Annotated in this window: 22 protein-coding genes; 19 read left to right on the top strand and 3 right to left on the bottom strand. The window is 65.9% G+C overall.

What is annotated here, in order from left to right; translation table 11 throughout:
* Positions 1-8 precede the first annotated feature (8 nt).
* Genes dgcA through dacB form a run of 5 tightly spaced genes read left to right on the top strand, consistent with a single transcriptional unit; the run spans position 9 to position 6,282 of the window.
* Positions 9-1,001: an N-acetyl-D-Glu racemase DgcA gene (gene dgcA / locus AC1RRJ_RS05185; protein ID WP_493120648.1), complete on the top strand. Its 993-nt coding sequence runs from the start codon at positions 9-11 to the stop codon at positions 999-1,001.
* A gap of 22 nt (positions 1,002-1,023) precedes the next feature.
* The gene (locus AC1RRJ_RS05180; RefSeq protein ID WP_493120647.1) at positions 1,024-2,286 is read left to right on the top strand and encodes a dicarboxylate/amino acid:cation symporter; all 1,263 of its coding nucleotides are present in this window, start codon (positions 1,024-1,026) and stop codon (positions 2,284-2,286) included.
* Positions 2,283-3,776, top strand: coding sequence for an MFS transporter (locus AC1RRJ_RS05175; protein WP_493120646.1), 1,494 nt, complete (start codon positions 2,283-2,285; stop codon positions 3,774-3,776). Before AC1RRJ_RS05180 ends, AC1RRJ_RS05175 begins: the two co-directional genes overlap by 4 nt.
* The gene (locus tag AC1RRJ_RS05170) at positions 3,776-4,801 is read left to right on the top strand and encodes a serine hydrolase domain-containing protein (RefSeq protein WP_493120721.1); all 1,026 of its coding nucleotides are present in this window, start codon (positions 3,776-3,778) and stop codon (positions 4,799-4,801) included. The genes AC1RRJ_RS05175 and AC1RRJ_RS05170 overlap by 1 nt, the downstream gene beginning before the upstream one ends.
* Positions 4,798-6,282 (top strand): D-alanyl-D-alanine carboxypeptidase/D-alanyl-D-alanine endopeptidase, encoded by a 1,485-nt coding sequence (dacB, locus tag AC1RRJ_RS05165; protein ID WP_493120645.1) that lies wholly within the window; start codon positions 4,798-4,800, stop codon positions 6,280-6,282. Before AC1RRJ_RS05170 ends, dacB begins: the two co-directional genes overlap by 4 nt.
* Before the next feature lies 1 nt (position 6,283).
* On the opposite strand, the gene AC1RRJ_RS05160 is transcribed toward dacB, so the two are convergent.
* Positions 6,284-8,677: a penicillin acylase family protein gene (locus AC1RRJ_RS05160; protein WP_493120644.1), complete on the bottom strand. Its 2,394-nt coding sequence runs from the start codon at positions 8,675-8,677 to the stop codon at positions 6,284-6,286.
* Between the two features lie 422 nt (positions 8,678-9,099).
* Here AC1RRJ_RS05160 and AC1RRJ_RS05155 point away from each other — a divergent pair, with 422 nt between their 5' ends.
* Positions 9,100-12,129, top strand: coding sequence for a TonB-dependent receptor plug domain-containing protein (locus AC1RRJ_RS05155; protein ID WP_493120643.1), 3,030 nt, complete (start codon positions 9,100-9,102; stop codon positions 12,127-12,129).
* A 333-nt stretch (positions 12,130-12,462) separates the two neighbouring features.
* Here the strand turns inward: AC1RRJ_RS05155 and AC1RRJ_RS05150 are convergent, their stop codons facing one another.
* Complete coding sequence (locus tag AC1RRJ_RS05150) at positions 12,463-13,494, bottom strand: NADP-dependent oxidoreductase (RefSeq protein WP_493120642.1); 1,032 nt, start codon at positions 13,492-13,494, stop codon at positions 12,463-12,465.
* A 104-nt stretch (positions 13,495-13,598) separates the two neighbouring features.
* A complete protein-coding gene (locus AC1RRJ_RS05145; protein ID WP_493120641.1) occupies positions 13,599-14,363 on the bottom strand; it encodes an SDR family oxidoreductase in 765 nt (254 codons plus the stop codon).
* Between the two features lie 151 nt (positions 14,364-14,514).
* Here AC1RRJ_RS05145 and AC1RRJ_RS05140 point away from each other — a divergent pair, with 151 nt between their 5' ends.
* From AC1RRJ_RS05140 to AC1RRJ_RS05080, 13 genes are read left to right on the top strand one after another with little or no spacing between them, the layout of a single operon-like run.
* Complete coding sequence (locus AC1RRJ_RS05140) at positions 14,515-15,390, top strand: CoA transferase subunit A (protein WP_493120640.1); 876 nt, start codon at positions 14,515-14,517, stop codon at positions 15,388-15,390.
* Between the two features lie 13 nt (positions 15,391-15,403).
* Positions 15,404-16,204 (top strand): CoA-transferase subunit beta, encoded by an 801-nt coding sequence (locus AC1RRJ_RS05135; protein ID WP_493120639.1) that lies wholly within the window; start codon positions 15,404-15,406, stop codon positions 16,202-16,204.
* A 3-nt stretch (positions 16,205-16,207) separates the two neighbouring features.
* A complete protein-coding gene (locus AC1RRJ_RS05130; RefSeq protein ID WP_493120638.1) occupies positions 16,208-17,131 on the top strand; it encodes an enoyl-CoA hydratase in 924 nt (307 codons plus the stop codon).
* Positions 17,131-18,198 (top strand): NAD(P)H-dependent flavin oxidoreductase, encoded by a 1,068-nt coding sequence (locus AC1RRJ_RS05125; RefSeq protein WP_493120637.1) that lies wholly within the window; start codon positions 17,131-17,133, stop codon positions 18,196-18,198. The genes AC1RRJ_RS05130 and AC1RRJ_RS05125 overlap by 1 nt, the downstream gene beginning before the upstream one ends.
* A 15-nt stretch (positions 18,199-18,213) precedes the next feature.
* Positions 18,214-18,969 (top strand): enoyl-CoA hydratase family protein, encoded by a 756-nt coding sequence (locus AC1RRJ_RS05120; protein WP_493120636.1) that lies wholly within the window; start codon positions 18,214-18,216, stop codon positions 18,967-18,969.
* On the top strand, positions 18,969-20,120 hold the full coding sequence (locus tag AC1RRJ_RS05115; RefSeq protein ID WP_493120635.1) for an acyl-CoA dehydrogenase family protein: 1,152 nt from the start codon (positions 18,969-18,971) through the stop codon (positions 20,118-20,120). The genes AC1RRJ_RS05120 and AC1RRJ_RS05115 overlap by 1 nt, the downstream gene beginning before the upstream one ends.
* 5 nt (positions 20,121-20,125) lie before the next feature.
* Positions 20,126-21,199 carry an acyl-CoA dehydrogenase family protein gene (locus AC1RRJ_RS05110; protein WP_493120634.1) on the top strand — a complete coding sequence of 358 codons (1,074 nt, stop codon included), beginning with the start codon at positions 20,126-20,128 and terminating at the stop codon, positions 21,197-21,199.
* A 12-nt stretch (positions 21,200-21,211) separates the two neighbouring features.
* Positions 21,212-22,363, top strand: a complete 1,152-nt coding sequence (locus AC1RRJ_RS05105) for an acetyl-CoA C-acetyltransferase (protein ID WP_493120633.1) — start codon at positions 21,212-21,214, stop codon at positions 22,361-22,363.
* Between the two features lie 5 nt (positions 22,364-22,368).
* Positions 22,369-23,271 carry an SDR family oxidoreductase gene (locus AC1RRJ_RS05100; RefSeq protein WP_493120632.1) on the top strand — a complete coding sequence of 301 codons (903 nt, stop codon included), beginning with the start codon at positions 22,369-22,371 and terminating at the stop codon, positions 23,269-23,271.
* Between the two features lies 1 nt (position 23,272).
* Positions 23,273-24,337: an acyl-CoA dehydrogenase family protein gene (locus AC1RRJ_RS05095; protein WP_493120631.1), complete on the top strand. Its 1,065-nt coding sequence runs from the start codon at positions 23,273-23,275 to the stop codon at positions 24,335-24,337.
* Positions 24,334-25,515, top strand: coding sequence for an acyl-CoA dehydrogenase family protein (locus tag AC1RRJ_RS05090; RefSeq protein ID WP_493120630.1), 1,182 nt, complete (start codon positions 24,334-24,336; stop codon positions 25,513-25,515). Before AC1RRJ_RS05095 ends, AC1RRJ_RS05090 begins: the two co-directional genes overlap by 4 nt.
* A gap of 11 nt (positions 25,516-25,526) precedes the next feature.
* Complete coding sequence (locus AC1RRJ_RS05085; RefSeq protein WP_493120629.1) at positions 25,527-26,309, top strand: SDR family oxidoreductase; 783 nt, start codon at positions 25,527-25,529, stop codon at positions 26,307-26,309.
* Positions 26,306-26,770 carry a MaoC family dehydratase gene (locus tag AC1RRJ_RS05080; RefSeq protein ID WP_493120628.1) on the top strand — a complete coding sequence of 155 codons (465 nt, stop codon included), beginning with the start codon at positions 26,306-26,308 and terminating at the stop codon, positions 26,768-26,770. Before AC1RRJ_RS05085 ends, AC1RRJ_RS05080 begins: the two co-directional genes overlap by 4 nt.
* The last annotated feature ends 105 nt before the right edge of the window (positions 26,771-26,875 follow it).

The following is a 26,875-nucleotide window of genomic DNA, read 5'->3' as shown; positions in this document are numbered from 1 at the left end:
TGCTGACCATGCATCGCATTCTGACCGTCGCGGGCGAGACGTTTCCGCTGCACGCCCCCTTTCGCATCGCGCGCGGGGTCAAGACCGCCGCCGAGGTCGTGACCGTCGCCATCGCTAAGGATGGTGTGATCGGGCGCGGCGAATGCGCGCCCTATCCGCGCTATGGCGAGAGCGTCGAAAGCACGATCCGGACGATCGAGGCGGTGCGCCGTGCGATCGAGCAAGGGCTGGGACGGCAGGAATTGCTCCAGCTGATGCCAGCCGGTGCCGCGCGCAACGCGATTGACTGCGCGCTGTGGGATCTGGAACTGCGGCTCGCGAACAGTGATATCGCTACGGCGCTCGATCTGGAACGCCCGCTCCGCCCGATCGCGACGGCGATGACGATCAGCCTCGACACCCCCGATCATATGGCGCGCGCCGCCGCGATGCTCGCCGACGTGCCGCTGCTGAAGGTCAAGGTCGACCGAAACGATCCCGCCACGCTCCTCCGCGCCGTTCGCGCCGCGGCGCCCGCTCCGCGGATGATCGTCGATCCCAACGAAAGCTGGACGATCGAGGAGGTGCGCGACCTGCAGGGGCTGATGATCGATTTGCGCGTCGACCTGCTCGAACAGCCGCTGCCCGCCGACGCCGACGGCGACCTCGCCGGTTTCCGGTCCGCCATCCCGATCGCGGCGGACGAATCGATCCATGTCGCGGCGGATCTCGACGCCCTGCCCGACGGCTACGGGATCGTGAACATCAAGCTCGACAAGGCGGGCGGCCTGACCGCGGCGCTCGACCTCGCGCGCGCAGCGCGCGAACGGGGGCTCGGCGTCATGACGGGCTGCATGATCTGTTCGTCGCTGTCGATCGCACCGGCGTGGGCGCTTGCCGTCGACAGCAGCTTTGCCGACCTTGACGGACCGCTCTGGCTCGCCAAGGATCGCGCGGGTGGTGTCAGCGGGGCGAACGGCCTGTTGTCACCACCAGGGTCCGGCTTCTGGGGCGGCCTTTGAAACGATCGGAGCATAGGGGCCAATGACCGGATTCCTTCGCCGCTGGTTCGCGGTACCACTGTGGCAAAGGGTCTTGGGCGGCATGGTGCTCGGCGTGTTGCTGGGGCTCGCTTGGCCTGCCGCGACATCGTCGATCGCCATTGTCGGCGAATTGTTCGTCCGGCTGATCCGGATGCTGGTCGTTCCCATCGTTTTCATCAGCATCGCGTCGGGGGTCACGGCGCTCGCGGACCCGCGCAAGCTGGGGTCGGTGGGGGGGCGCACGGTCGGGCTGTTCGCCGCGACGACCGTCTGCGCGGTATCGATCGGCATGGGCGTTGCCCTGTTGCTGCAACCGGGTGCGGGCGCGGCGCTGGGCACCGCCGTCCCACACGCGCTGGGTGAGGCCAAGTCGCTGCACGACCAGCTGGTCGGCATCATCCCCGTCAATATCGTCCAGTCGCTAGTCGACGGCGACATGCTGGCGATCATCTTCTTCGCCATCCTGTTCGGTTTCGGCGTCATCCTCGCAGGCGAGGAAGGGCGTCCGATGGCGACCTTGCTGCAATCGGCCGGACAGGCGCTGTTTCATCTGGTGCGGATCGTCATGGAAATGACGCCCTTCGGCGTGCTGGCGCTGATCGCCAAGGCGGTCGCCGACAATGGCGTCGCGGTCTTTACCCATGTCGGCTGGCTGGCGGTCGGCGTTGCGGCGGGCGTGATCGTGCAAATTCTGCTCGTCCACCTGCCGCTGATCGCCTTTGTCGCGCGGCAGCCGGTCCGCCGTTTCTACCGGACGATCATCGACGCGCTGGCGGTGGCCTTTTCGACCGCATCCTCGGCCGCCACCCTGCCCGTCGCGCTGCGCATCGCGCTGGAGGACCTGCGCATCGCCCCCGGCGTCGCGTCGACCGTGCTGCCGATCGGCGCGAGCATCGGCAAGGACGGCACCGCCATGTATGTCGGGCTGCTCAGCATCTTTGCGCTTCAGGCGATCGGCATTCACCCCGACCTGTCGATGCTGGCGATCATCCTGCTAACCGGATCGCTTGCCGCGTTCGGGACCGCGCCGATCCCGTCGGCGTCGCTGTTCATGCTCGCCGCGGTCCTCTCGTCGGTCGGCATTTCTCCCGAACAGACGGCGCTGGTCGTCGGCTTTATCCTGCCTTTCGACCGGTTGCTCGACATGACCCGCACCGTGGCGAGCGCCAGCGCCAATCTGACCGTGACGACCGTCGTCGCGCGCTGGGAAAAGGCGATCGAGCCAGAGACCAACGCGCTGTCGCAGCCGCAGCGAGCGCCATGACGGCGATGGTTCTGGCCGGCGCGCCGGGGGCGCCTGCCCGGCCATCGGCGCGGCGCCTGCTCGGCCTCTACCTGCTGCTCGGCTTTTCGGCGGGGCTGCCCTTTTACATGTTCAATGCCGTGCTGACGCTGCGCCTCGCCCGGCACGGCGTCGATATTGTGATTATCGGCTTCTTTGCGTGGATCGCGCTGCTGCCAACCTTCAAATTCGCCTGGGCGCCGCTGCTCGACCGCTATGATGTGCCAGGCTTCTCACGCTTCTGGGGGCGGCGGCGCGGATGGATCATGCTGTCGCAGCTCGGCATTTTCACCTCGATGGTCGCGATGGCCTTTACCGCGAGCGACCAGAGCCTGCCGCTGACCGCGCTCTTCGCGATCCTGCTCGCCTTCTGGACGACGACGCTCGAGGTCGCCGCAGATGGCTGGCGCATCGAACTCGCGCCGACGCAGGCCGAACAAGGGCCGATCGTTGCCGCGAACCTGTGGGGTTATCGCAGCGCGATGGTCGCCGCGGGCAGCGGCGCGGTGCTGGTCGCGGCCTGGGCCGACTGGACCTGGGCCTATCTGGTCATCGCGGTCGCGGCCTTCGCGCCCTTCCCGATCCTCGCCGCCATGCGGCCCGAACGCGAAGGAGCCACAGGCCGCGCATCGGCGCTGCTCGCGGGAATTCTCTCCAGCCTGCTCATCCTGCTCGCGGTCGCGCTCACCACCACCCTCATCGGCTGGGCGCTATTGTCCGCGGTGCAGGGCGCGGGCTTTTCGGCCAGGACCAATGTGACGCCGGTCGTTTTGGCTGTGGCGCTGCTGCCCTTCGCGGCGCTGGCAATCGCGCTGCCCCGCATTCGCCGCCTGCCCGCCGATGCCCCGGCGCGAATGTCCGCCTTCGCCGCGCCCTATGTCGAGCTGTTCTGGCGCTATGGCTATGCGGTGCTGGCGGTGCTCGCCTTTGTCTCGCTCTATCGCATGGGCGACGTGCTGACGCTGACCCTCTCGCATCCCTTGTGGAACGAGGCGGGCTATAGCCTCGAGCAGATCGGCGTTGCCGACGGCGTGGTCGCGCTGTCGTCGAGCATGGCAGGGGTGGCACTCGGCGGCTGGTTGTCGACGCGGCTGTCGCTCGTCTGGACTCTCGCGATCGGGGCGGTGACCGCGGCGGCGGGCAACTGGATCTATGTCTGGCTGTGGCACAGCGAGCCCTCGGCCTTCATCCTCTACACATCGGTCGCGGTCGACCAGTTCGGCAATGGTTTTGCCGGTGCGGCCTTCGTCGTCTATCTCTCGATGCTGGTGAGCCCGAACTACACCGGGGCGCAATATGCCTTTCTTTCGGGCTTCGCCTTCCTCCTGCCGCGCCTGCTCGCGGGCGCATCGGGGACGATGCAGACGCAGATCGGCTATGACGGCTTTTTCCTGCTTTCGGGCGCGCTGAGCTTTGCGGCGATCTTTCTCCTGCCGGTAGTTGCGCGCGTAAAAGGACGCACCCCGATATGATGATCGAGGAAGTTTGCGAACAAGGCTTCTCGCCGGCGCTGGAAGCGACCCGGAGCGGCCGCATTCCGGGCGCAATGCTGGGGGTGGTGAATGCTGAGGGCGAGAGCGCGGTATGTCTAGCCGGGATGGCGGCGCTCGTTCCCGAACGCGAGGCGCTGACGCGCGACCACTGGTTCGACCTCGCCTCGCTCAGCAAGGTGATCGCGACCACGACGATGATCCTGACGCTCGCAGAACAGGGGCGCATCGATCTCGACCGGCCGCTGACCGACGCGATCCCGGACCTGCGTCAATATGATGTCGCGAACGCCGCCGAACGGCGCCTGACCTTCCGCGACTGTTTGATGCACCGGACCTTTCTGCCCGCGGTCGAGCCCATCTACACCTATGGTGACGATCCGGCGCGGCTGCGCGCCTTTGTCCTGCAGCGCGAATGGCGTCCCCGGCCGCCGGTCTATTCCGACATCAGCTTCATCCTGCTGGGCATCGCGATCGAACGCATCACCGGCGCGCCGCTGTCGGCATGGCCGCTGGGCGACGGGCTGGGCTTTGGGCCGCCGCCCGGTCCGGCGGTCGCGACCGAGCGTTGCAGCTGGCGCGGGCGCGTCCTGAAGGGCGAAGTGCACGACGAGAATGCCTTCGCACTCGGCGGCGCGCCGGGTCACGCCGGGCTTTTCGGGACCATCGACGGCGTGCTCGGCTTTGCCCGCGCGATGCTCGATGGTTCGATACTGTCACCCGCGATGCTGGCCGAGGTCCGGACCGAGAACGAAAGGCATCGGACCTGCGGCTGGGAACGCGCCTTTGCCGGGTGGCACGGGGGCGATGCCTGCTCGGCCGACACGATCGGCCATACCGGCTTTACCGGCACCGGGCTGTGGATCGATTTCGAACGCGGCGTCGCATGGACGCTGCTCACCAACCGGGTCCATCCGACCCGGCACGCCGACAGCGGCATCACCGCCCTGCGCCCCGCGGTGGGCGAACGGACACTCAAAGCATGGGATGCACGGGAGACACTATGACGCCATCCATGAAGAGCCTCGCCCTCGCCTCTGCCCTCGCGCTGTCGCTTGCGCTCGCTCCGGCCAGTGCCCAGGCCCCGGCGGACGCAAAGGCCGGCGCGCTGCTGACGATGGTCGAGCGGCAATTGGCCGGCGGACCGGTGGGTGGGCGCTATGGCGTGCTGGTCGCGACGCTCGACGGCGAAACTCTGGTATCGATCGCCCCCGACCAGCGCTTTATCCCGGCGTCGAACACCAAGATGTTCACAACCGCCATCGGCTATGCCCAGCTGCCGTTGCTTCAGCAGACCGCGAAAGGCACTGGCGTGCGGCTCGAAACAGTCGGTGGCGCCACCGACGTCGTCCTGCACGGCCGCGGCGATGCGCAGCTGTCGAGCGCCGAGGATTGCGTCACCGACTGCCTGCAGACGCTGGCCGACGCGGTCGCGGCAAAGACGCGCCATGTCCGCCATGTCGTCGGCGACGACAGCTGGTTCCCCGACGAGCGCTGGAGCCCGGGGATGAGCTGGAACAATATCCAGTCGCGCTATGGCACCGGCACCTCGGCGCTGACGCTCGACGACAATGAACTGGTGGTCATGGTCGCACCGGGGGCCGGCAACGCGGGTGCGAACGTGCGGGCGGCCGGCTATTATGACATCGACAATCAGGTGACGACGGTGCCGGGCAAGGCCGAGGCGATCGCCGCCGTCCGCGCCCCGGGCAGCCGCACGTTCCGCCTGACCGGCACGATCGGTGCCGAGGCCGCGCCGGTCACGCTCCGGTTCGGCATCGACGACCCCGCGCATTATGCCGCGTGGCGTTTTCGCGACCTGCTGCGCGCACGCGGGGTGCGGGTGGACGGCGATGTCGTGGCACGCCATCAGCCGCTGGCCCCCACCTATGATGCAGCGGACCGCAAGGGCCCGCCAGTTGTTGCGCGGGTCGAGCCGGCGATGCTTGCCGAATTGCCTGCACCTCCGCTGGCCGAGGATATGGTGCGGATCAACAAGGAGAGCCAGAATCTCCATTCCGAACTGATGCTGCGGCGTGTTGCGCGGCAATCGGGCAACGGCTCGATCGCCGACGGTCAGGCGGTGATGCGGCGGGTGATGACGCAGGCGGGACTGCCCGAGACCAGCTATGGCTTTTCAGACGGGTCGGGCATGTCGACCTATAACCGCATCACGCCCCGCGCCGCCGTCAGCCTGCTGACGTGGATCGCGCGCCAGTCGTGGGGCGCAGCATGGCGTGAGACGCTGCCGATCGCCGGGCACGACGGGACATTGCAGCGCCGCTTCAAAACGACACTGTTGGAGGGCAAGCTGTTCGCCAAGACCGGGTCGCTCAACGCAGCGCGCGCTTTGTCCGGCTACCTCGTCACCCGCAGCGGGCGGACGCTTGTGTTTTCGGTGCTCGCCAACGACATGCCCGACGGCACCGACGATCAGGCGACCGCCGCGGTCGACCGCGCGCTCGTCACCATCGCCGAGGCGCTATAGGTCAGTCGGCGGCAGGCGTCAGTGTCAGCCGCCCTACGGCGTGCCGCTCGACCGCCGCCCTGCTGAACCACAAAGACTGCATCGCGCCCGCGAGCCAAAAGGGATAAAAGTCGCGATAGCGCGGCGAGCGCGGGTCGGCCGACTGACCGGGCAGCAACAGGAAGCGGCTGTTGTCCCACGCGCCGACGTCGGCAACCATCAGATAGCTCGCGCCGTGCGACACGTTGAAGCCACGTTTGGCGTTGAAGCCGCGCGCCATCGGCGTGGTCCCGTCGCCGCCCGACCGGCCGCCCTCAATCTTGGGAAAGGCGGCGGCGATCGCCGGTATCGACGACAGCGGATGCGCGATCGTCACGCGGTGCAGGTCGCCCCACTGCCAGCGCGCCGGATCGGGGCCACCGAGTTCGACCGCCCTCTTCCATCCGGCTGCCAGCGCGCGGTCGACAAGCGCATCGCGCGCCTCAGCGGGATCGTCGCCCAGCCGCTTGTCGGGCACGGCGAGGATGCGCAGCATTTCCGACAGGTTGACCGACGGAATCAGGTCGCGCGCCGCCGCCGGCACAACCCGGTCGTAGAAGCCCGCCGACAGCGCCGGCATCACCATTTCATAAAGCAGCGCCGCCGCGCTGTCGGCCTCGATCCCGCAATCCCATCGCCGGAGCAGCGCCGCCGCCTGCGCAGCATCGGCCGAGGGCGTGGCGGGCAACAGCTTGAGCAACGCCCGCGCAGGAAGCGACTGGACGTCGTGCTGAAGCGCGATGCTGTCTTCGATCCGGTGCTTGGGCTGGGCGCGCAGCACTTCGGCGATACGATCATAGCGGAAGGGGTCGCTCCAGTTGAAGCTGATGATCCGCTCGCGATAGGGATAGCCCACCGGCAGGTTCATCTGGTTCGCCGACGCAAACCAGCCTTCGCGCGGATTATAGACATGGGGCATATCCTGAACCGGCATGATGCCGGTCCAGTCAAAATCGCCGTCGCCGGGTGCAGGCAGCAGGCCGTCATGCTTCGGCCGGCGCGGGGTAAAGCCGATCGTTTGCCAGCCGGTGTTGCCGTCGATGTCGGCATAATGGAGATTGGTCGGCGACACGTGCAGCTTGAACGCCTGCTGGAGCGAGGCCCAGTCTTTCGACAGATTGATCGCGATGATCGCGAAACGCTGGTTGGCGCCGGGCAGCATGCTGACCGTCGCCAAGGCGACCGCGCGGTCGCGCGCGGCATCCTGCGACACGATCGGGCGGCCCGCGGCGTAGCGCAGCGTCACCCGCTCGGACGGCGCGCCCTTGACCGCAATCTCGTCCTCGAAGGTCTCGAACGCCTTCCACGCGCCCTTGTGCCAGTATCGGCCCGGATCGCCTTTTTTGGTCCGCAGGATGAAAAGGTCGGTCTGATCGATGTGGAAATTGGTGCGGCCGAAAGCAAAGCGATCGGTGTGCCCCTGCATGATCCCCGGCAGCCCCGGCGCGCCTGCGCCGATGACATCGAGCCCCGGCGCGGTCAGATGGACCATATGGCGTGGGCTGGCACCGCCGATGCCGAGGTGCGGATCATTGGCGAGGATCGGCCGCCCCGTTGCGCTGCGCGCGGGGGCGATCGTCCATGCGTTGCTGCCCAGCGCAAAGCGGTCGGTCCAGCGCTGTTCAGGATCGAGCTGTGCCTCCTGAATTGTATCGAAGGGCGATGGCCGGGCGGACGGGTCCAGGATTCCGAGGTCGGCGTCGGTCACCGCCGCGGCGTCGAGCCCTTCGGGTATGGTGAACGACCACGCCGGGCGCAGCGGCGCCATCAGTTGATCGGCGTCGAGCAGCCCACGCGCCTGAAGCTGCGCCCGGCGCACTTCGTCGTCGGCGTCGCCCATGCCAATGCCGCGGCCCCGCACCAGATTGCGGATATCCCAGCGCAGCGGGTTGATGCCCAATATGCCATATTCCAGCGGCAACTGCGCTGGATCCGCCGCCAGTTCGTCGATGCGGGCGTTCACCCCGGCGACATAGCCGCGCGCGCATTCGAGCACGTCGGCGGGCAACGCCGCAAGCTCGGCCTCGATATCGCCGCGATAGAGGAAGAGCCGCGCCGCGCGGTCGGCGGCGACGAAGCGCGGCCCGAAGGCTTCGGCCATCCGCCCCATGTCGCGGCGCTGTTCCATGTCGATCTGGAACAGGCGGTCGCGCGCGACCAGATAGCCCTGCCCGAAAAAGGCATCGTGCAACGAGGCGGCGCGAACGTGCGGCACGCCCAATTCATCTTCGATCACCTCGACCGGCGCCCGTGCGCCGGACAGGCTGATCGTGCGCGCCCTGGCGCTGACGCCTTTGACGGCGGGTTTCGCGAAAAGGCTTCCCGGCATCGCGGCAAGCGCAACCGAAGCCAACAGAAACGCGCGGCGCTGGATCAACAAGGCCTCCCCGGGAAAGAAGAAAGATGACGAAACCCAACCCTATCGCAGGACGGCGTCGCCCCCCCATAGCAAGCGGACTACCTCCTATAACTGCAAGCTATCCGCATCCGCGAGCCTCCGGTCGTTTCGGCGCACCATTCCCTCGGGCTATATGTCCATACAGCCTGGTTATCGCCGAAGCTGTTGACCGGCCGTAACCACCCTGTAACCTTGCTGTCATGGAACTGGCTGTCTGCACGCCGTGAAAATGGCGATAACCGGGCGGCACGATGCATATCACTAAAAACATAAAAAGGCGGGAAAAATCCCGCCATACGGTCAGGTAGGACAAAGTGGGGCAAGCCAACCCGGCGCATCATAGCCGGGGCACGCGAAAGGCGGCGTGCGGTGAGCCCTTGGGCAATAAGGGGACTGTTAACATGCGTGATACTGGACGAAACCGTCGGCCGCTGGGCCGCACAAGCCAATTCGGCGCGGCGATGACCGCACTGGCTCTGGTTCAGAGCGCGCCCACTCTGGCGCAAGAGGCTGCCGCCACGACCGAAGCCGCGCCCACCGACCAGATCATCGTCACCGGATCGCGCGTCGCGCGCGATGGCTTCCAGGCCCCGACGCCGGTGATGGTGCTGACGCAGGAAGATATCCAGAACAGCTCGCCGACAAACAACATCGCGGACTTCGTCAACCAGATGCCGGCACTCGCCGCGTCCATCCGTCCGTCGAACTCGCGCCTTGAGCTCAGTAACGGCATCGCCGGCATCAATGCGCTCAACCTGCGCAGCCTGGGAACTGTACGTACGCTCGTGCTGATCGACGGGCGGCGGTCCGTGGGTTCGACCGCCAGCGGCGTGGTCGACATCAACACGATCCCGCAGTCGCTGGTGGAACGCGTCGAAGTGGTCACGGGCGGTGCCTCGGCCGCCTATGGCTCCGACGCGGTTGCGGGGGTGACCAACTTCATCCTGAAAAAAGACTTCAGCGGGCTGAAGCTATCCGGCGATGCTGGCGTGACGGATGAGGGCGACGGCTTCAACTACTCGGCGAGCCTTGCCGCCGGCTTCAAGTTCGCCGATGGCCGTGGCCGCCTGATCGTGGCGGGCGAGATCGCCCACTCGGACGGCATCTTCCAGGTCGATCGCGACTGGAACCACACCGGCTTCGTCCGGATCCAGAATCCGGCCTGGACGACCAACAGCACCGTGCCCCGGTACCTGCTCCGGACCCAGGTCGGCGCGGCGAACTCGACGCCGGGCGGCCTCATCACGGGCAGCACCATTCCCAATCCAGCCGGTGGACCCGCCCTGCCATCTTCACGGCTGTGCGGGAACTATTTCGGACAGGGCGGGTCGATCAACCAGTACCAGTACGGCGCCTTGACCTTCCCTTCGCCCGCCTGCTCGTCCACCCCGTCGTTGACGCAGGGCGGCGACTGGCAGGTCAATGATTCGGGCCGCCGCATCGGCCTCAGCCCGGAAGAAGACCGCTATGGCCTCTTCGGCCGGCTGAGCTTCGAGGTCAGCGACGGGGTCACGCTTTTCGCACAGGCCTCGTACAATCAACAGGAAACAATGTTCAACGCGGGTCCGAACCTGATGACCGGCCTTGGCCTGGACGCGAGAGGCTGCGGCACGGCGGCGACCGCAGCGGCGGCTCCGACAACCTGCAATGCGTTCCTCTACAATGCGTTCGGACCGACACCCCTGGCGGGCCTGAACAGCGCCACGCTGGCGACGACCGCCGTCGACTTGCCCGGCCGCGGCTCGAACAACAAGCGCAAGGTGCAGCGCTATTTGATCGGCGCGGAGGGTGAGTTCGAGGCTTTCGGAAAGCCGGCGAGCTGGGACGTCTATGCCCAGTACGGCCGCGCCGAGTTGCACGAGCAACTGACCAACATCCAGCAAACAGTGAAGAGAAACAACGCGCTCGCCGCCGTGTTCGCGCCGGCCGGTAATCCGAACAATCTCCCGGTCGGTTCGATCCAGTGCCTGATCAACGTCAACGCCAGCGCGGCGGATGACGATCCCGCCTGCCGCCCGCTCAACCTGCTGGGCATTGGCGTCGCGGATCCGGCTGCGATCGACTATATCCTCGGCGATCCGTTCCGCGATCAGACGCTCGAACAGACCGTGGTTGGCGCGAACCTGTCGCTCACGCCTTTCGCGACCTGGGCGGGCGACGTCAGCATCGCGATCGGCGCCGAGTACCGCAAGGAGAAGATCGACGGGTTCGTGCCCGCCGAGTTCCAACCCATCTTCAACCCGACCACCGGCGCATCGACCAGCGTGTGGTCGGTCGGCAACTTCCGCCCCAGTAAGGGCAGCTACGACGTCAAGGAGGCCTACCTCGAAACGGTTGTGCCGCTGGGCTTTGGACTCGAGTTCAACGGAGCGGTGCGCGCCACCGACTATTCGACCTCGGGCTATGTCACGACATGGAAGCTGGGTGCGACCTGGCAGCCCATCGACGACATTCGACTGCGCGCCTCGCGCTCGCGCGACATTCGCGCGCCCAACCTCAACGAGCTGTTCCAGGCGGGTACCGCCAACACCTCCACCGTCACCAACCCGTTTTTCCCGGGAGTGGGGCCAGGGACCGGCACTTATGGATCCAGCCTCTCCTATCTGGGCACCATCACGGGCAATCTGAATCTGAGCCCGGAGAAGGCGGATTCGTGGAACGTCGGCGCGGTGTTTTCGCCCCGCTTCATTCCGGGTTTCACCGCGTCGGTCGACTATTTTGACGTCAAGGTGAAAGACGCGATCGACAGCCTCAGCGCGGACGACATCGTCAACCGCTGTTTCGAGGGGCTGGCGGACTTCTGCGCGGCGATCACGCCCGACCCGGCCAATCCCGCGCGCGTCCTGATCAGCCGCCAGCCGGTCAATTTCTCCAGCCTCGTCATGCGTGGCATCGATCTGGAAGCGTCGTACCGGATGCCCCTCGCCGGGGGCAATTTCACCCTGCGCGGCCTGGCGACGCGCTATATCGACAACATCGTCACAACAGGCGTGCCCGGCTTCGTGCCGCTGAACTCCGTCGGAACGCTGGGTGTCGGCACCGGCACGCAATCGATCACGCCGAAGTGGATCTACCGCTTCACCGCGGCCTACGACACCGACGATTTCTCGCTGACGGCGACGGCGCGAGGAGTCAGCGACGGCAGGTACGATGCCACCGGCGTCGAATGTGGGACCACCTGCCCGATCTCGACCAACCAGTTTCCGACCTACGAGGACAACAGCATCGACGGCGCGACCTACGTCGACCTCAACGCGACGTTCAAGTTCGACGCGATGGCCAAGGGCGATGCCGAATTCTTCGTCAACGTCACCAATGTGTTCGACGCCGGTCCGATCCTGCTGCCCGAAACCGGCCTGGCCGCGAACAGCACCTATTCGGACCTGCTGGGCCGCACATTCCGCGTGGGCGTCCGGTTCAAGCTGAACTGACGCGAGGGTGAACAAGAAGGAGGGCCCTGTGCAGCCCTCCTTCATCATCCGAAACGAACAGCCGCGCCTCACCCGGCGCGCACATTCTGGAGGCCGCTTGACGCGGAATATGTTCGAGGCAAACATCTCTTCCGGAACTTCGCCTATTTTTGAAACTGCGAAGTCGTAAGCATTGTGAGAAAGTGGCCGTCAGTTGTCGGTCGATTTTTGGGGACGAAGACAGGAGGGGCGAACATTCCCCGCACAGGTGACGGCTCGATATTTCATGAAGCTTGTGTGAGGTATGGAGTGATACCGACAGCTCGATGGGTGGTGCTGAACACCATATGATGCCTACTCCACCCCCTCGATCCGCAGCAGTTGCTTGCCCTGATTTGAGCCGTTGAACAGGCGCAGGAATGTTTGCGGAATTGCCTCGAAGCCGTGCTGGATGTCGGTACGATAGCGGATCTGGTCGCTGCGGACCCATTGCCGGAGGTCGGCCATGGCGGTGGGCACGCGATCCAGATGGTCGAGCAAAATGAAGCCGCGCATCTCGGCGCGCTGCGGGATCAGCCGCATCAAATTGCGCGGACCGGGGGCGCTGTGCATGTCGTTATAGCCCGAAATGGCACCGCACAGCACAATCCGGCCGAAACGCGCGATATGGGCAATCCCTGCCTCCAGAGTCGCGCCGCCCACATTGTCGAAGAACAGGTCGATCCCATCGGGTGCGAGTGCCTTGAGCCGCGCCCGGACATCCTCATTGCGATAATCGATCGCAGCATCGGCGCCATAATCCTCAACCAGCCAGCGGCATTTCTCGGCGCCTCCGGCAATCCCGATCACGCGCGCACCGGCGAGCCGCGCGATCTGGAGGGCGACCGACCCGACCGCGCCCGCCGCGCCCGAGACGAGCACGCAATCCTCCGCGCGAAGCCGGCCGACGTCATGCATGCCAACATAGGCGGTGAGACTTGCCGCTCCGAATATGCCCAAGGCTTCTTCTGGCGCCGTTCCTCCTGCTATGGCCACCGGATCGGGGTCGCCCGCCCGCGCCGCAACGGCATAATCCTGCCATCCGAACAAGCCGCGCACCATCGAGCCCTCCGGATAGGCCGGATTGGCCGATGCAATCACGCGCGCAGCCGCGCTGCCGCGCACGGGTTCACCAATCGCGATGGGGGGCAGATAGCTTGGGGCATCGTCCATCCATCCGCGCTGCGCGGGATCGAAACCGAGCATGAGGTTGCGGACGAGAATTTCACCTGCGGCCAGATCGGCGCGCGGCATGGAAGCATCGTGCCGCGCGAAATCGTCGACGCTGACCTGCCCCCTAGGGCGCCGCGCGAGCAGCCATTGGCGATTGACGGTCTCTGCGGGCATGGCGGCACTCCGGTACAAAAGTGAACGGTGGCCTACTATCGCAACGGTCCGGCGCCTTCGCTAGGTCGCGATTGTCCTGCGCCAAGCACAATATGTTTTCGACATCAGCCCGTCTGGGCAAGACCCAGGAAGGCTGGCCGCTCGCCACCGCCATGTGCGGCAATCCTTGCACCGCTGATATAGGCCGCATCCGCCGACGCCAGAAAGCTGACAACACCGGCGATATCGCGCCCACGCGCCATGCGGCCGAGCGGCAGCATCGCGTCGATCCGCTTCATCCCCTCGGCGCCGCCATAATGGTCGGCCGCCGCTTCGGTAGCGACCAGTCCGACGATGATCGCGTTGACGCGCACCTTCGCCCCCCATTCCATGGCAAGCGATTCGGTGAGGCTCAGTAATCCAGCCTTTGCGGCGCCATAGATCGCCGTCCCGGGCGACGGGCGCACGCCCGAGACGCTCGCAATATTGACGATACTGCCGCCCTCGTCCTGTGTCTGCATGATGCGGTTTACAGCCTGCGCCACATGAAGGGGGGCGAGCAGGTTGAGCGCGAGGACGCGTTCCGAAAAGCGCGGCGAAGCGGAGGCCGCGTCAGCTTCAGGCGAGCCCCCGGCGTTGTTCACGGCAAGATCAAGTCGGCCGTGGCGTTCGAAAATCCGGTCGACCATCGCCTGAACCTCGTCCGCCGAACGCACATCGCACGCCTCGAACTCCGCCGCCGCGTCATGATGACGCGGCAGGTCGTCGGGGGCGTTGCGGCCGCAGATGACAACGCGCATCCCGTCTTCCAGCAGTCGCTCCGCGATCGCGCGGCCGATCCCGCGGCTGCCGCCAGTCACGAGTGCCACGCGCTGTTTCTCGTCCGCCATAACCATCTCCATTTCTCACCCGCCTCTCTCCTGCCGGGCGGCGTGAAAGTCTCTCTCCATATGGTGGTATCGGGCGAACGACCAGCGCGCCTATCCATCCAGCGACATCGCGGGTGCCCTCGTACCCGACGCCTTTTGGCTGGAGAGTGGATTGAACAAGCAACTGACCATCGAACAGTTCGTCGCCTCGCTGAAGAGCGGGATGACGATCGGGATTGGAGGCTGGGGACCACGCCGCAAGCCGATGGCGCTGGTGCGCGCCCTCCTGCGTTCGGACCTCACCGACCTGACGATCGTCGCCTATGGCGGCCCCGAGGTCGGGATGCTCTGCGCCGCGGGCAAGGTGAAGAAGCTGATCTTCGGCTTCGTCTCGATGGATGCGATCCCGCTCGAGCCCTATTTCCGCAAGGCGCGCGAGGCGGGGACGCTCGACATTCTCGAACTCGACGAAGGCATGCTCCAATGGGGGCTGAAGGCCGCGGCCTTTCGCCTGCCTTTCCTCCCCACCCATGTCGGCCTCGGCACTGATATCATGACCCACGGCGGTTTCCGGACCGTCCAGTCGCCCTATGACGATGGCGAGGTCGTGCTGGCGATGCCGCCGCTGAAGCTCGACGCCGCGCTTATCCACGTCAGCCGCGCCGACCGGCTCGGCAATATTCAGGCGCTGGGCCCCGACACCTATTATGACGAATGGTTCGCGCGCGCCGCCGATCGCACCTTCGTTTCGGCCGAGGAAGTCGTCGAGCGGATGGATCATAGCTATCCCGAAGATGCGCGCGCCAACATCGTCGAGCGCTGCTTCGTCCATGGGGTGATCGAGGCGCCGCTCGGCGCGCACCCGACCTCGATGCCGCCCTTGTACGGCTGGGACATGAAACACCTCAAAGCCTATGCAGCGCGCGCGCGCGAGGACGGCGGCTGGGCTGACTATGCAGCCGACACGATCGGCGCCGACGAAGCGGGCTATCTAGAACGCGCCGGCGGCAAGGACGCCGTCGCCGCCCTCCCCCTTCCCATTTTCTGAGGCGGCCGACACCATGACCACCGCACCCGATTTCACTCTTTGCGAACAGCTCATCGTCGCCGCGTCCGAGGCGTGGCGCGGCAATGGCGAACTCGTTGCGACCGGCATCGGCCCGGCGCCGCGCCTCGCCGCCGGCCTCGCCAAGCTGACGCACACCCCCGAACTGATGATGACCGATGGCGAGGCGTATCTGGTCGAGGACCCGGTGCCGCTCGGCCCGCGCGGTTACGACGACCGCAAGGCCGCAGGCTATCTTCCCTTCTCGCGTTTCTTCGATGCCGCGGTGTGGTCGGGCAAGCGCCACGCGATGGTGACGCCGAGCCAGATCGACCGTTTCGGCCAGACGAACATCTCCTACCTCGGCGGCACTTATGATCAGCCGAAGGTGCAGATGCTAGGCGCGCGCGGCTTTCCGGGTAACAGCATCTGCCACATCAATTCGATGTTCGTGCCCGCGCATTCGAAGCGCGTCTTCGTCGAGGGCGAGGTCGATATGGTGTCGAGCGTCGGCTACAATCCGGCGCGTCGTAACCCCGGCGTCAATTTCAGCCGTGTCGACCTGCGCCTGATCGTCACCGACCTGTGCGTCATGGATTTCGGCGGCAAGGGCAACGCGATCCGCGTCGTGATGCTGCATCCGGGCGTGACCTTCGACCAGGTGCGGGAAGCGACCGGCTTCGCGCTCGAAGCCGCGGCCGAGATCACGACCACCCCCGCCCCGACCGCTGAGCAGCTCGCGATCATCGCGCGCCTCGATCCGCATGGCCTGCGCGCGGGCGTGCTCAAGGACAATCCCGCGGGCAAGAGGAGCTGAACCATGAGCGATCAGAATGACGGGCTGGTCCCGCCGGTCGACGAATCGCCAGTCTATGAGACCGACACGCCGGTCCTTTACGAGGCGGCGGACGGCATTGCGTGGGTGACGCTCAACCGCCCGCAATATCACAATGTCCAGAACAGCCAGATGACCTATGCGCTCGACGACGCCTTCTTCCGCGCGGTCGACGACGATGCGGTCAAGGTCATCGTCCTGAAATCCGACGCCAAGCATTTCAGCGCCGGCCACGACATCGGCACGCCGGGGCGTGACTTTCATTCACCCGTCGAGCGCCGGCTGATGTGGTACGATCACTCGACCAAGGCGGGCGCCGAAAAGGCCTATGCCCGCGAACAGGAACAATATCTGGGCATGTGCAAAAGGTGGCGGGACATTCCCAAGCCGACCATCGCACAGGTCCACGGCGGCTGCATCGCCGGCGGGCTGATGCTCGCATGGGTGTGCGACCTGATCATCGCTTCCGACGACGCCTTCTTTCAGGATCCGGTTTTGCAGATGGGTTTTCCGGGCCTCGAATATTTCGCACATTGCCACGAACTCAATGTCCGGCTGGCGAAGGAGTTTCTGTTTCTGGGCGACCGGATGAGCGCCGAGCGCGCACGCGAAGCCGGGATGGTCAACCGCGTTGTCCCGCGCGCCGAATTGGCGGACGAGGTGAAGCGCGTCGCGGTGCGGATCGCAACCCAGCCGCGTCTCGCGCTGCAGCTCGCGAAGCAGGCGTGCAACCATATGGAGACGCTGGCGGGCAAGAATGCCGGGATCGACGCGGCGTTCGGCTATCATCATTTCGCCCACGCCAACAACAGTCTGGTCAAGGGCGACTATATCGCCGGGTTCGACGGCAAAAAGATGGCCGAAGCGAACAAGAAGGACGCCTCCCAGAAAGATCAAGGCGCGAGCTGATGGCCGATCCGCTCGCCACCCTCCTGACCGAACGGCTCGGCTGTCGCCTGCCCGTGATCCAGACCGCGATGGGCTGGATCGCGACGCCGGGACTGGTGATCGCATCGAGCGAGGCGGGCGCCTTCGGCTTCCTCGCGGGCGCCGTGATGCAGCCCGCCGAGCTCGAAACCGCGATCCTCGCGATCAAGCAGAGCACGAAACAGCCCTTCGGCGTCAACTTCCACATGTTCCAGCCGGGTGCGGCCGAGATCGTCGGGATCATCCTGAAACACCGCGATCAGGTGCGTGCGGTCAGCTTCGGACGCGGCCCCGACGCGAAGATGATCGGCCGTTTCAAGGATGCCGGCATCCTCTGCATCCCCACCATCGGCGCGGTCAAACATGCACAGAAGATGGTGCAGCTCGGCGTCGATATGGTCACCGTTCAGGGCGGCGAAGGCGGCGGGCATACCGGTTCGGTCGCCTCGACAATCCTGCTGCCGCAGGTACTCGACGCAGTGAAGGTGCCGGTGATCGCCGCGGGCGGTTTCGGCGACGGACGCGGGCTCGCGGCGGCGCTGGCCTATGGCGCGGTCGGCATCGCGATGGGCACGCGCTTTCTGATGACGCGCGAAAGCCCGATCCCCGAACTGACCAAGACGCGCTACGTCAGGGCGGGCACCGACGATATCCTCGTTTCGACCAAGGTCGATGGCCTACCGCAGCGGATGATCAAGAACGCGCTGCTCGACCGGATCGAGCGTTCGTCGGGAATCGGCATCTGGCGCCGCGCGATCGAAAGCGGATTGCAGATGAAACGCCAGACCGGCGCTTCGTTCGGCGAGTTTTTCCGCGCCGCGAAGGGCATGACCAGCCATGGCGGACTGACGCTGCCGCAGGCAATGATGGCAGCCTCCGCCCCGATGCTCATCCAGAAGGCGGTGGTCGAGGGCGATCCCGATCACGGGCTGATGGCAACAGGGCTCGTCGCCGGACGGCTGGATGATCTGCCGAGCTGCGCCGAGCTCGTCGCTTCGATCGAAACCGAGGCGCGCGAGCGCCTCGCCGCCCTTTCCTCTTCTTCGTAAACAGGGGCCTGACCCATGCCGATCCATACCGAGATCAAGGACCGCATCGCCGAAATCGTCTTCGACGTCCCGCCGGTCAACGCGTTCGACAGCGAAACGTGGAACAGCCTGCCCGCGATCATCCGCGACGCGGGCAGCAATCCCGACGTCAACGTCGTCCTCATCCGCGCCGCTAAAAGCGCGCGCGGTTTCTGCGGCGGCGTCGACATCAAGGAAATGCAGGCGCACCCCGAACGCATCACCCTGCTCAACCGCGGCAATTACCTGACCTTCAAGGCGGTACGCGACTGCGAGGTTCCCGTCGTCGTCGCGGTCCACAAATTCGTGATCGGCGGCGGCATCGGCATCTGCGGCGCTTCGGACACGATCATCGCGGCCGACGACGCCTTCTTCTCGCTGCCCGAAGTCGATCGCGGCGCGATGGGCGGCGCGTCGCACCTCTCGCGCATGCTGCCGCTCCACAAGGTGCGCGCAGCCTTCTTCACCGGCGGCAATGTTCCCGCCGAGGAAGCGTACCGGCTGGGCGCGGTCGAAAAGATCGTGCCGCGCGAAGCATTGGTCGAGGAAGCGCGCGCCTTTGCCGCGATCATCGCGGGCAAATCGCGCAAGGCGCTCGTCCTCGCCAAGGAAGCATTGAACGGCCTCGAACCGCGCGACGTCGATCGCGGCTATCGCTGGGAACAGGGCTTCACGCTCGAAATGTATATGCACGAAGACAGCCAGAAATCGCGCGACGCCTTTGTCGAGACGGGCAAGGCGGCCGAATTCTGATGGACCTCGCCTACACATCCGAACAACAGGATTTCCGCGCCGAAGTGCGCGCGTGGATGGAAGCCAACGTCCCCGGGGAACCGCTCGCCACGCTCGAGCGCAAGGACGGCTATCACCAGCATGTCGAATGGGAGCGCAAGCTCGCCAGCGGCAACTGGGGCATGGTGACGTGGCCCGAGGCCTATGGCGGGCGCGGGCTCGACCTCATTCAGTGGCTGATCTTCGAAGAGGAATATTATCGCGCAGGCGCGCCGCTGCGCGTCAACCAGAATGGCATCTTCCTTCTCGGCCCGACAGTCATAGAATTTGGCACGGACGAACAGAAGACGCGCTTTCTCACCCCGATGGCCAAGGGCGAAGTGATCTGGGCGCAGGCCTGGTCCGAACCCAATGCGGGGTCGGACATGGCGGCGATCACGTCGAAAGCCGTCCGTGACGGCGACCATTATGTCATCACCGGCCAGAAGACATGGTCGAGCCGCGCAAGCTTCGCCGACTGGGGCTTTGGCCTGTTCCGCACCGAGCCGGATTCGAAGCGCCACAAGGGACTGAGCTTCATCCTGTTCAACCTCAACGCCCCCGGCGTTACGCGCCGCCCGATCCGCCAGCTTCACGGCGATCCGGGTTTTGCCGAGCTGTTCTTCGATGAAGTACGTGTTCCGGTCGCAAACCGCATCGCGGGCGAAGGCGAAGGCTGGAATGTCGCGATGGCGACTGCGGGCTTCGAGCGCGGGTTGATGCTGCGCTCGCCGGCGCGCTTTCAGGCCGCCGCCGCGCGCCTCGTTGCGCTGTTCCGCGAGAATGAGGCCACAGCATCACCAAGCGCCCGCGAGCAGATATGCCAAGCGTGGATGGACGCGCAGGCCTATACCTATAACACCTATGCCGTTGCGTCGAAGATCATGGCGGGCGGGTATATCGGCGCCGAAGCGAGCCTCAACAAGATCTTCTGGTCCGAGCTAGACCGCGCCGCGCACCGCACCGCGATGCAGCTTCTCGGCGCCTCGGCCGAGCTTCGCCGTTTCGACGACGGCGCGCTCAATAGCTGGCTGGAGGGCTATATTTTCTCGCTCTCCGGTCTGATCTACGCCGGGTCGAACGAAATTCAGCGCAACATTATTGCCGAGCGCCTGCTCGGCCTGCCGAGGTAACGGCCATGGATTTCACGATCACTGAAGATCAGGCGACGCTGACGCAGGGCGTGCGCGACTATCTGGCGGGCGTCCACGGCCCCGAATTGCTGCGCACCCTCGACGCCAGCGAAAGCCGCCGCTCGGCTGACGTCTGGCAGGGCCTCGTCGAAATGGGCCTGCCCGGTCTGCTCGTTCCCGAGGCGCAGGGCGGGCTCGGCCTGACGCTGCTCGATGCAGTGCTGATCGCAGCCGAACTCGGCCGTGCGGGCCTTGCCGAACCACTCGCCGATACCGCACTGATCGCGGCACCGCTACTTGCCAAGGCAGGCGGTCAGGACGCATTGCTGGAGGCGGTTGCTTCGGGCACCGCGAAGGTCGCGCTACAGCATCCGGTCAATCCGTGGGTCGCCGATCTCGAGCATGCGACGCACCTGCTGTCGGTGGAAGGAGAAGCTTTGCTTCTCGCTCCACGTTCCCCGGCGAAAGCCGGGGCCCAGGATACCCAGATCGATGGGCCCCGGCTTTCGCCGGGGAGCACTGAAAACACGCCGCTTGACAGCGTTGATCCGCTCCGCCGCCTCTTCGCGCCCGTCGCGGCCGAGGGCGTCGTGGTGGGGTCGGCCGATGCGATGCTCGATTACGCGGCGCTGATCAGCGCCGCGCAGCTCGTCGGCATCGCCGATGCGATGCTGACGCTCAGCACCGAATATGCCAAAAACCGCAACCAGTTCGGACAGCCGATCGGCAGCTTTCAGGCGGTGAAGCATCATCTGGCGAGCGCGGTCGTGAAGATCGAGTTCGCCAAGCCCGTGATCCAGCGCGCCGCGATCGCGCTGGGTGAAGGCAATGCCAACGCCGCGGTGCATGTCAGCCACGCCAAGCTCGCCGCGACCGACGCCGCATGGGCAATGAGCGAGACCGCAATCCAGACGCACGGCGCAATGGGCTATACCTATGAGGTCGACCTGCATTTCTGGATGAAGCGCTGCTGGGCGCTCGCGAGCGCGTGGGGCGACCGCACCTTCCATCTTCGCCGCATCGACGCCGCCGTCATCGGGGGCACGCTCCCGATCGGACCCGGCCACAGCTTCGCATAAGGAAAGAAGAATATGGCTGAAGCCTATATCATCGACGCCGTCCGCACGCCCATCGGGCGCAAAAAGGGCAGCCTTGCCGGAATTCACCCCGCCGATCTGGGCGCGCATCCAATCAAGGCGCTGGTCGAACGCACCGGCATCGACGCCAATCTGGTCGACGACGTTGTCTGGGGATGCTGCGACACGATCGGGCCGCAGGCAGGCGATATCGGCCGCACGGCGTGGCTCGTCGCCGGGCTTCCCGAACATGTCCCCGGCACGACGATCGACCGGCAATGCGGATCGTCGCAGCAAGCGGTGCATTTCGCGGCGCAGGGCGTGATGAGCGGGACGCAGGATCTGGTCGTCGCGGGAGGCAGCCAGGCGATGAACGCGATCCCGATTTCGGCCGCGATGTTCGCGGGCCAGCCCTATGGCTTCGATAATCCCTTTCTCAGCTCGCCCGGCTGGCTGGCGCGCTATGGCGATGAAGAGGTCAACCAGATCAAGTCGGCCGAGATGATCGCCAATAAGTGGAACATCAGCCGTGAGGCGATGGAGCTGTTCGCGGCGGAATCGCACCGCCGCGCGCAGGCCGCAATCGACAATGGCTGGTTTGCCGCCGAGATCGCACCGCTCGCAGGTTTGACTCAGGACGAAACCGTTCGGCCCGCCACGACGCCCGAAGGCCTCGCGACGCTCCGGACCGTCAACGAAGGCGGGGTGATCACCGCGGGGATCGCCAGCCAGAATTGCGACGGCGCCGCGGCGATCCTGATCGCGAGCGAGGCCGCGGTGAAGGCGCACGGCCTGAAGCCCCGCGCGCGCATCCATCATATTTCGGTCCGCGCCGACAATCCAATCTGGATGCTCACTGGCCCGATCCCCGCGACCAAATATGCGCTCGAAAAGGCCGGTATGACGGTGGACGACATTGATTTGTTCGAATGCAATGAAGCCTTCGCGTCGATTCCGATGGCGTGGATGCAGGAACTCGGCGTCCCCCACGAAAAGGTCAATGTGCAGGGCGGCGCGATCGCGCTCGGCCATCCGATTGGCGCCACCGGCGCGCGGCTGATGACCACCTTGCTCGGCGCGCTCGAACGCACCGGCGGCCGCTATGGCCTCCAGACCATGTGCGAAGGCGGCGGCCAAGCCAACGTCACCATCATCGAAAGGCTGTAAGACCCATGGGTATCTGCAACGGACGGACCGTCATCATCACCGGCGCGGCGCGCGGGCTCGGCCGCTCCTACGCGCTCGCCTTCGCCGCCGAGGGCGCCAATGTCGTCGTCAATGACATCGGGACGAGCCTGTCGGGCGAGGGCCGCGATACGTCGGCAGCGGATGATGTCGTCGCCGCGATCAAGGCGGCGGGCGGCAACGCGATCGCCAATTATGAGGACATCACCGACTGGGACGCGGCGAAGCGCATCGTCGATGCCGCCGTAGAAGCGTTCGGCGACCTGCATGTCGTCGTCAACAATGCCGGCATTGTCCGTGACCGGATGTTCGTGTCGGCGACGCCCGAGGAATGGGACGCGACGATGCACGTCCATCTGCGCGGCCATTTCTGCGTCAGCCGCCATGCGGTCGATTATTGGCGCACGCAGCAGAAGGCGGGCCATCCCGTCGATGGCCGGATCATCAACACCACCAGCGGCGCAGGGCTGCAAGGCTCGATCGCGCAGGCGGCCTATTCGACCGCGAAGGGCGGCATCGCCGCGCTGACTCTGGTGCAAGCCGCCGAGCTAGGGCGTTATGGCATCACCGCCAACGCTCTCGCCCCCGCCGCGCGCACGCGGATGACCGAAGGCGCGTTTGCCAACAAGATGGCTGCGGTCGAAAGCGGTTTCGACGCGCAGGCCCCCGACAATATCGCGCCGACCGTGGTCTGGCTGGGGTCGGTACAGTCGAAGCATGTCACCGGCTGCGTTTTCGAACTCGAGGGCGGGCGGATCACGATCGAGGATGGCTGGAAGCTCGGACCGACGGTTGACCAGCAGGCAAAATGGGCGCCCGCCGATGTCGGCGCGGCGGTCGATAAGCTGCTGGGCGAACAGAGCGAACCGCGCCGGGTCTGGGGCAGCTGAGATGCATTTCGCCTTCACCGACGAACAGGTGATGATCGCCGAGACGGCGAAGGCCTTCTTCGCGGAAAATGCGACCAGCGAGCGCACGCGCGCGGCGATGGCAGATACCGGCGTCGATCGCGCGCTGTGGCAGGCGTTCACCGGCGAGCTCGGGCTTGCCGGTGTCGCAATTCCCGAAACGCTCGGCGGCGTCGGGCTCGGTATGGTCGAGCTGGCGATCCTTGCCGAGGAAGCAGGGCGATACGCCGCTGCCCTTCCCTTCCTCGCCAGCCTCGCCCTTGCGGCCCCCGCAATCCTCGCAGGCGGCAGCGATTGGCAAAAGGCGCGCTTGCTCCCTCGCCTTGCGTCGGGTGAATTGATTGCAAGCTTCGCGGAGGTGAACAGCGACGGAACATTCGGTGACGGGACGCTCACCGGCTCTGCGCTCCACGTCCCGCACGGTGCAAGTGCCGACCTGTTCGTCGTCGCCGCCCGCAACGGCGTCGCGATCGTCGAACGCGGTGCACCCGGCCTCGGCATCACCCCACTCACCAGCATGGATCAGACACGCCCCTATGCGCGGCTCGATTTCGACGGGGTCGCCGCCGACCCGCTCGCCGATCCGCGGGCAGCGACGAACGCTGCCTTCGTCACGGGCTGGCTCGCCATAGCAGCCGACGCGCTGGGCGGCGCGCAGGCGTGTCTCGACCGGACGGTCGCCTATGCAAAGGAACGCGTCCAGTTCGGCCGGGCGATCGGCAGCTTTCAGGCGGTGAAGCACCGGCTGGCGGATATGATGGTGGCAATCGAACAGGCGCGATCGGCGGTCTACTGGGCCGCGTGCGCGATTGACGAAGGGTCGGACGAAGCTTTGTTCGCGGTTCATGCCGCCAAGGCGTTCGCCTGCGACACCTACAGCCACTGCGCCGGGGGGATGATCCAGCTTCATGGCGGGATCGGCTTCACCTGGGAGCATGACGCGCATCTCTTCTTCAAGCGCGCGCGCAGCAATGCGAGCCTGCTCGGCACCCCCGACTGGCATCGCGAGCAGGTTGCGGGCCTGACCGGATTGGACCAAGCGGCATGAAGCTGGGATTTTCTCCCGAGGAAGAGGCTTTTCGCGCGGAAGCCGCGGCATGGCTCACGGCCGAGTTGAACGGTCCCTTCGCCGACGTCCGCGGACTGACGAGTCTGGTCGCCAGCCCCGAGCGCCGCCGCAGCTGGGAAAAGCGGCTGGGCGAAGCGGGTTGGAGCTGCGTCGGCTGGCCCAAAGCCTATGGTGGACGCGACGCGACGCTCGCGCAGCAGGTGATCTTCGCCGAAGAATATGCGCGCGCGGCCGCGCCGTCACGGCTCAACCATATCGGCATCGAACTCGCCGGCCCTACCATCCTCGCCTTCGGCACCGAAGAGCAGAAGGCGCGCTTCCTGCCCGCGATCGCGAAGGGCGAGGAAATCTGGTGCCAAGGCTATTCCGAACCGGGCGCGGGTTCCGACCTCGCCAACGCCCGCACCAAGGCGTGGCGCGATGGCGATGAGTGGGTGATCGAGGGGCAGAAGATCTGGACCAGCCTCGCGCAATTCTCGGACTGGATTTTTGTGATCGCGCGCAGCGAGGAAGGATCGACGGGGCCGAAGGGGCTTTCCTTCCTGCTCGTCCCGGTCGACCAGAGCGGGGTCACCGTCCGCCCGATCCACCAGATCACCGGCGAAGCCGAGTTCAACGAGACCTTCTTCGACGGCGCACGCACCGACGCCGCCAACATTCTTGGCCAACCCGGCGACGGCTGGAAGGTCGCGATGGGGCTGCTGGGTTTCGAGCGCGGCGTCTCGACGCTCGCGCAGCAAATGGGTTTCCGCAACGAACTCGACGCGGTGATTGCCGCCGCGCGCGCCAATGGTGAGGCAAAGAACCCGCTGATCCGCCAGCGCATCGCCAAGGCCGCAATCGGGTTGAAGCTGATGCGCTATGGCGCGCTGCGGATGCTCAGCGATGCCGAGGGCGGCAGGCTGGGCCCGTCGGCTCTCACCTACAAGATTCAGTGGGCGACGTGGCGCCGCGATCTGGGCGAGCTCGCGATGGACGTGCTGGGCCAGGTGGGCGAGACCGTGGCGGGGCATGACTATGCCTTCCCCGCGCTGCCCAATCTGTTCCTCTACAGCCGCGCCGACACGATTTACGGCGGCACCAACGAAATTCAGCGCAATATCATCGCCGAGCGCGCGCTGGGGCTTCCCCGCGAACCGCGCGGCGACCTCAAATGAAGGAGCCAAGCGTGGCACGACCCGCCCCCGAATATCCCACTCCCACCGGCCTCTTGAAGGGCAAGACCGTGCTGATCACCGCCGCCGCGGGCAGCGGCATCGGCGGCGCGGTCGCGCAGCGTGCGGCGGAGGAAGGCGCGACGCTTTTCCTTTCCGACATGCACGAACGGCGTTTGGGCGAGACCGCCGACCGGATCGCCGCGCTCGGCTTCGCACGCCCCGGCACGCTCGTCTGCGACGTCACCGACGAGACGCAGGTGCAGGCCCTCGTTGCGGGCGCGATCGGCGCGATGGGGCATGTCGATGTGCTCATCAATAATGCGGGCCTCGGCGGCGCGGCATCGGTGACCGAGATGACCGACGATCAATGGCACAAGGTGCTCGACGTCACGCTCACCAGCGTCTTCCGCATGACCCGCGCGATGCTGCCGCACATGTACGAACGGCAGAAGGGGGCGATCGTCAACAACGCCTCGGTGCTCGGCTGGCGCGCGCAGAAGCTGCAGGCGCATTATGCCGCGGCCAAGGCGGGGGTGATGGCGTTCACGCGCTGCTCGGCGCTTGAGGCTGCCGAGCACGGCGTCCGCATCAATGCCGTATCGCCCAGCCTCGCGATGCACGCTTCGCTGTCCAAGGTGACCCCGCCGGGGCTGCTCGAGGAACTGACTGAGAAGGAAGCCTTCGGCCGCTATGCCGAGCCTTGGGAGATCGCCAACGTCATGCTTTTCCTCGCCAGCGACCTGTCGTCCTATATGACCGGCGAAGTGCTCGCGGTGTCGAGCCAGCAGGCATGAGCGCGCGTATTTTCGAAACCCCGGGCGCGCTGCTCGACGCGGTGGGCGAGAATTTCGGGCCGACCCGATGGGTTATGATCGAGCAGGACCGGATCGACCTGTTCGCCAAGGCGACGGACGACCACCAATGGATCCATGTCGATCCCGCGCGCGCCAAGGACGGCCCGTTCGGCGGTACGATCGCGCACGGCTATCTCACGATGAGCCTCGTCAACCGCTTCCTCCCCGATCTGGTCGAGGTGCGCGGCGTGTCGATGGGGGTCAATATCGGCACGGACAATCTGCGCTTCCTGAACCCTGTCCGCGCCGGCAGCCGCATCCGGGGCAAGGGCGAACTGGTCAAGGCCGAGGAAGCCAAAGGCGGCATCCAAGCGGTGGTCCGGGTGACGGTGGAGATCGAGGGCGTCGAGAAGCCCGCCTGTGTGGTGGAGACGATCAGCCGCTTTTATCCTGAGAGTTGAGATTTAACGCCCGCAATCGGCGGTCCGCTTAGGGAAGTAACGCAGACGCTGCTTCATTTTCCTTCGTCATTCCGGACTTGATCCGGGGTTCCGCTTTTTGAGGCA

This window comes from Sphingopyxis sp. GW821-FHT12C06 (assembly GCF_058807415.1).
Note: the sequence above shows the minus strand (reverse complement) of the source record. Positions and strands in the feature narration are given on the sequence as shown.

Excerpts from the sequence above, each read along its gene's own strand:
- AC1RRJ_RS05175 (WP_493120646.1), top strand. The coding sequence starts at position 2,283 with ATGACGGCGATGGTTCTGGCCGGCGCGCCGGGGGCGCCTGCCCGGCCA.
- AC1RRJ_RS05115 (WP_493120635.1), top strand. The coding sequence starts at position 18,969 with ATGGACCTCGCCTACACATCCGAACAACAGGATTTCCGCGCCGAAGTG.
- AC1RRJ_RS05180 (WP_493120647.1), top strand. The coding sequence starts at position 1,024 with ATGACCGGATTCCTTCGCCGCTGGTTCGCGGTACCACTGTGGCAAAGG.
- AC1RRJ_RS05125 (WP_493120637.1), top strand. The coding sequence starts at position 17,131 with ATGGCCGATCCGCTCGCCACCCTCCTGACCGAACGGCTCGGCTGTCGC.
- AC1RRJ_RS05130 (WP_493120638.1), top strand. The coding sequence starts at position 16,208 with ATGAGCGATCAGAATGACGGGCTGGTCCCGCCGGTCGACGAATCGCCA.
- AC1RRJ_RS05095 (WP_493120631.1), top strand. The coding sequence starts at position 23,273 with ATGCATTTCGCCTTCACCGACGAACAGGTGATGATCGCCGAGACGGCG.
- AC1RRJ_RS05120 (WP_493120636.1), top strand. The coding sequence starts at position 18,214 with ATGCCGATCCATACCGAGATCAAGGACCGCATCGCCGAAATCGTCTTC.
- dacB (WP_493120645.1), top strand. The coding sequence starts at position 4,798 with ATGACGCCATCCATGAAGAGCCTCGCCCTCGCCTCTGCCCTCGCGCTG.
- AC1RRJ_RS05080 (WP_493120628.1), top strand. The coding sequence starts at position 26,306 with ATGAGCGCGCGTATTTTCGAAACCCCGGGCGCGCTGCTCGACGCGGTG.
- AC1RRJ_RS05110 (WP_493120634.1), top strand. The coding sequence starts at position 20,126 with ATGGATTTCACGATCACTGAAGATCAGGCGACGCTGACGCAGGGCGTG.
- AC1RRJ_RS05145 (WP_493120641.1), bottom strand. The coding sequence starts at position 14,363 with ATGGCGGACGAGAAACAGCGCGTGGCACTCGTGACTGGCGGCAGCCGC.
- AC1RRJ_RS05170 (WP_493120721.1), top strand. The coding sequence starts at position 3,776 with ATGATCGAGGAAGTTTGCGAACAAGGCTTCTCGCCGGCGCTGGAAGCG.
- AC1RRJ_RS05090 (WP_493120630.1), top strand. The coding sequence starts at position 24,334 with ATGAAGCTGGGATTTTCTCCCGAGGAAGAGGCTTTTCGCGCGGAAGCC.
- AC1RRJ_RS05150 (WP_493120642.1), bottom strand. The coding sequence starts at position 13,494 with ATGCCCGCAGAGACCGTCAATCGCCAATGGCTGCTCGCGCGGCGCCCT.
- AC1RRJ_RS05105 (WP_493120633.1), top strand. The coding sequence starts at position 21,212 with ATGGCTGAAGCCTATATCATCGACGCCGTCCGCACGCCCATCGGGCGC.
- dgcA (WP_493120648.1), top strand. The coding sequence starts at position 9 with ATGCATCGCATTCTGACCGTCGCGGGCGAGACGTTTCCGCTGCACGCC.
- AC1RRJ_RS05155 (WP_493120643.1), top strand. The coding sequence starts at position 9,100 with ATGCGTGATACTGGACGAAACCGTCGGCCGCTGGGCCGCACAAGCCAA.
- AC1RRJ_RS05135 (WP_493120639.1), top strand. The coding sequence starts at position 15,404 with ATGACCACCGCACCCGATTTCACTCTTTGCGAACAGCTCATCGTCGCC.
- AC1RRJ_RS05100 (WP_493120632.1), top strand. The coding sequence starts at position 22,369 with ATGGGTATCTGCAACGGACGGACCGTCATCATCACCGGCGCGGCGCGC.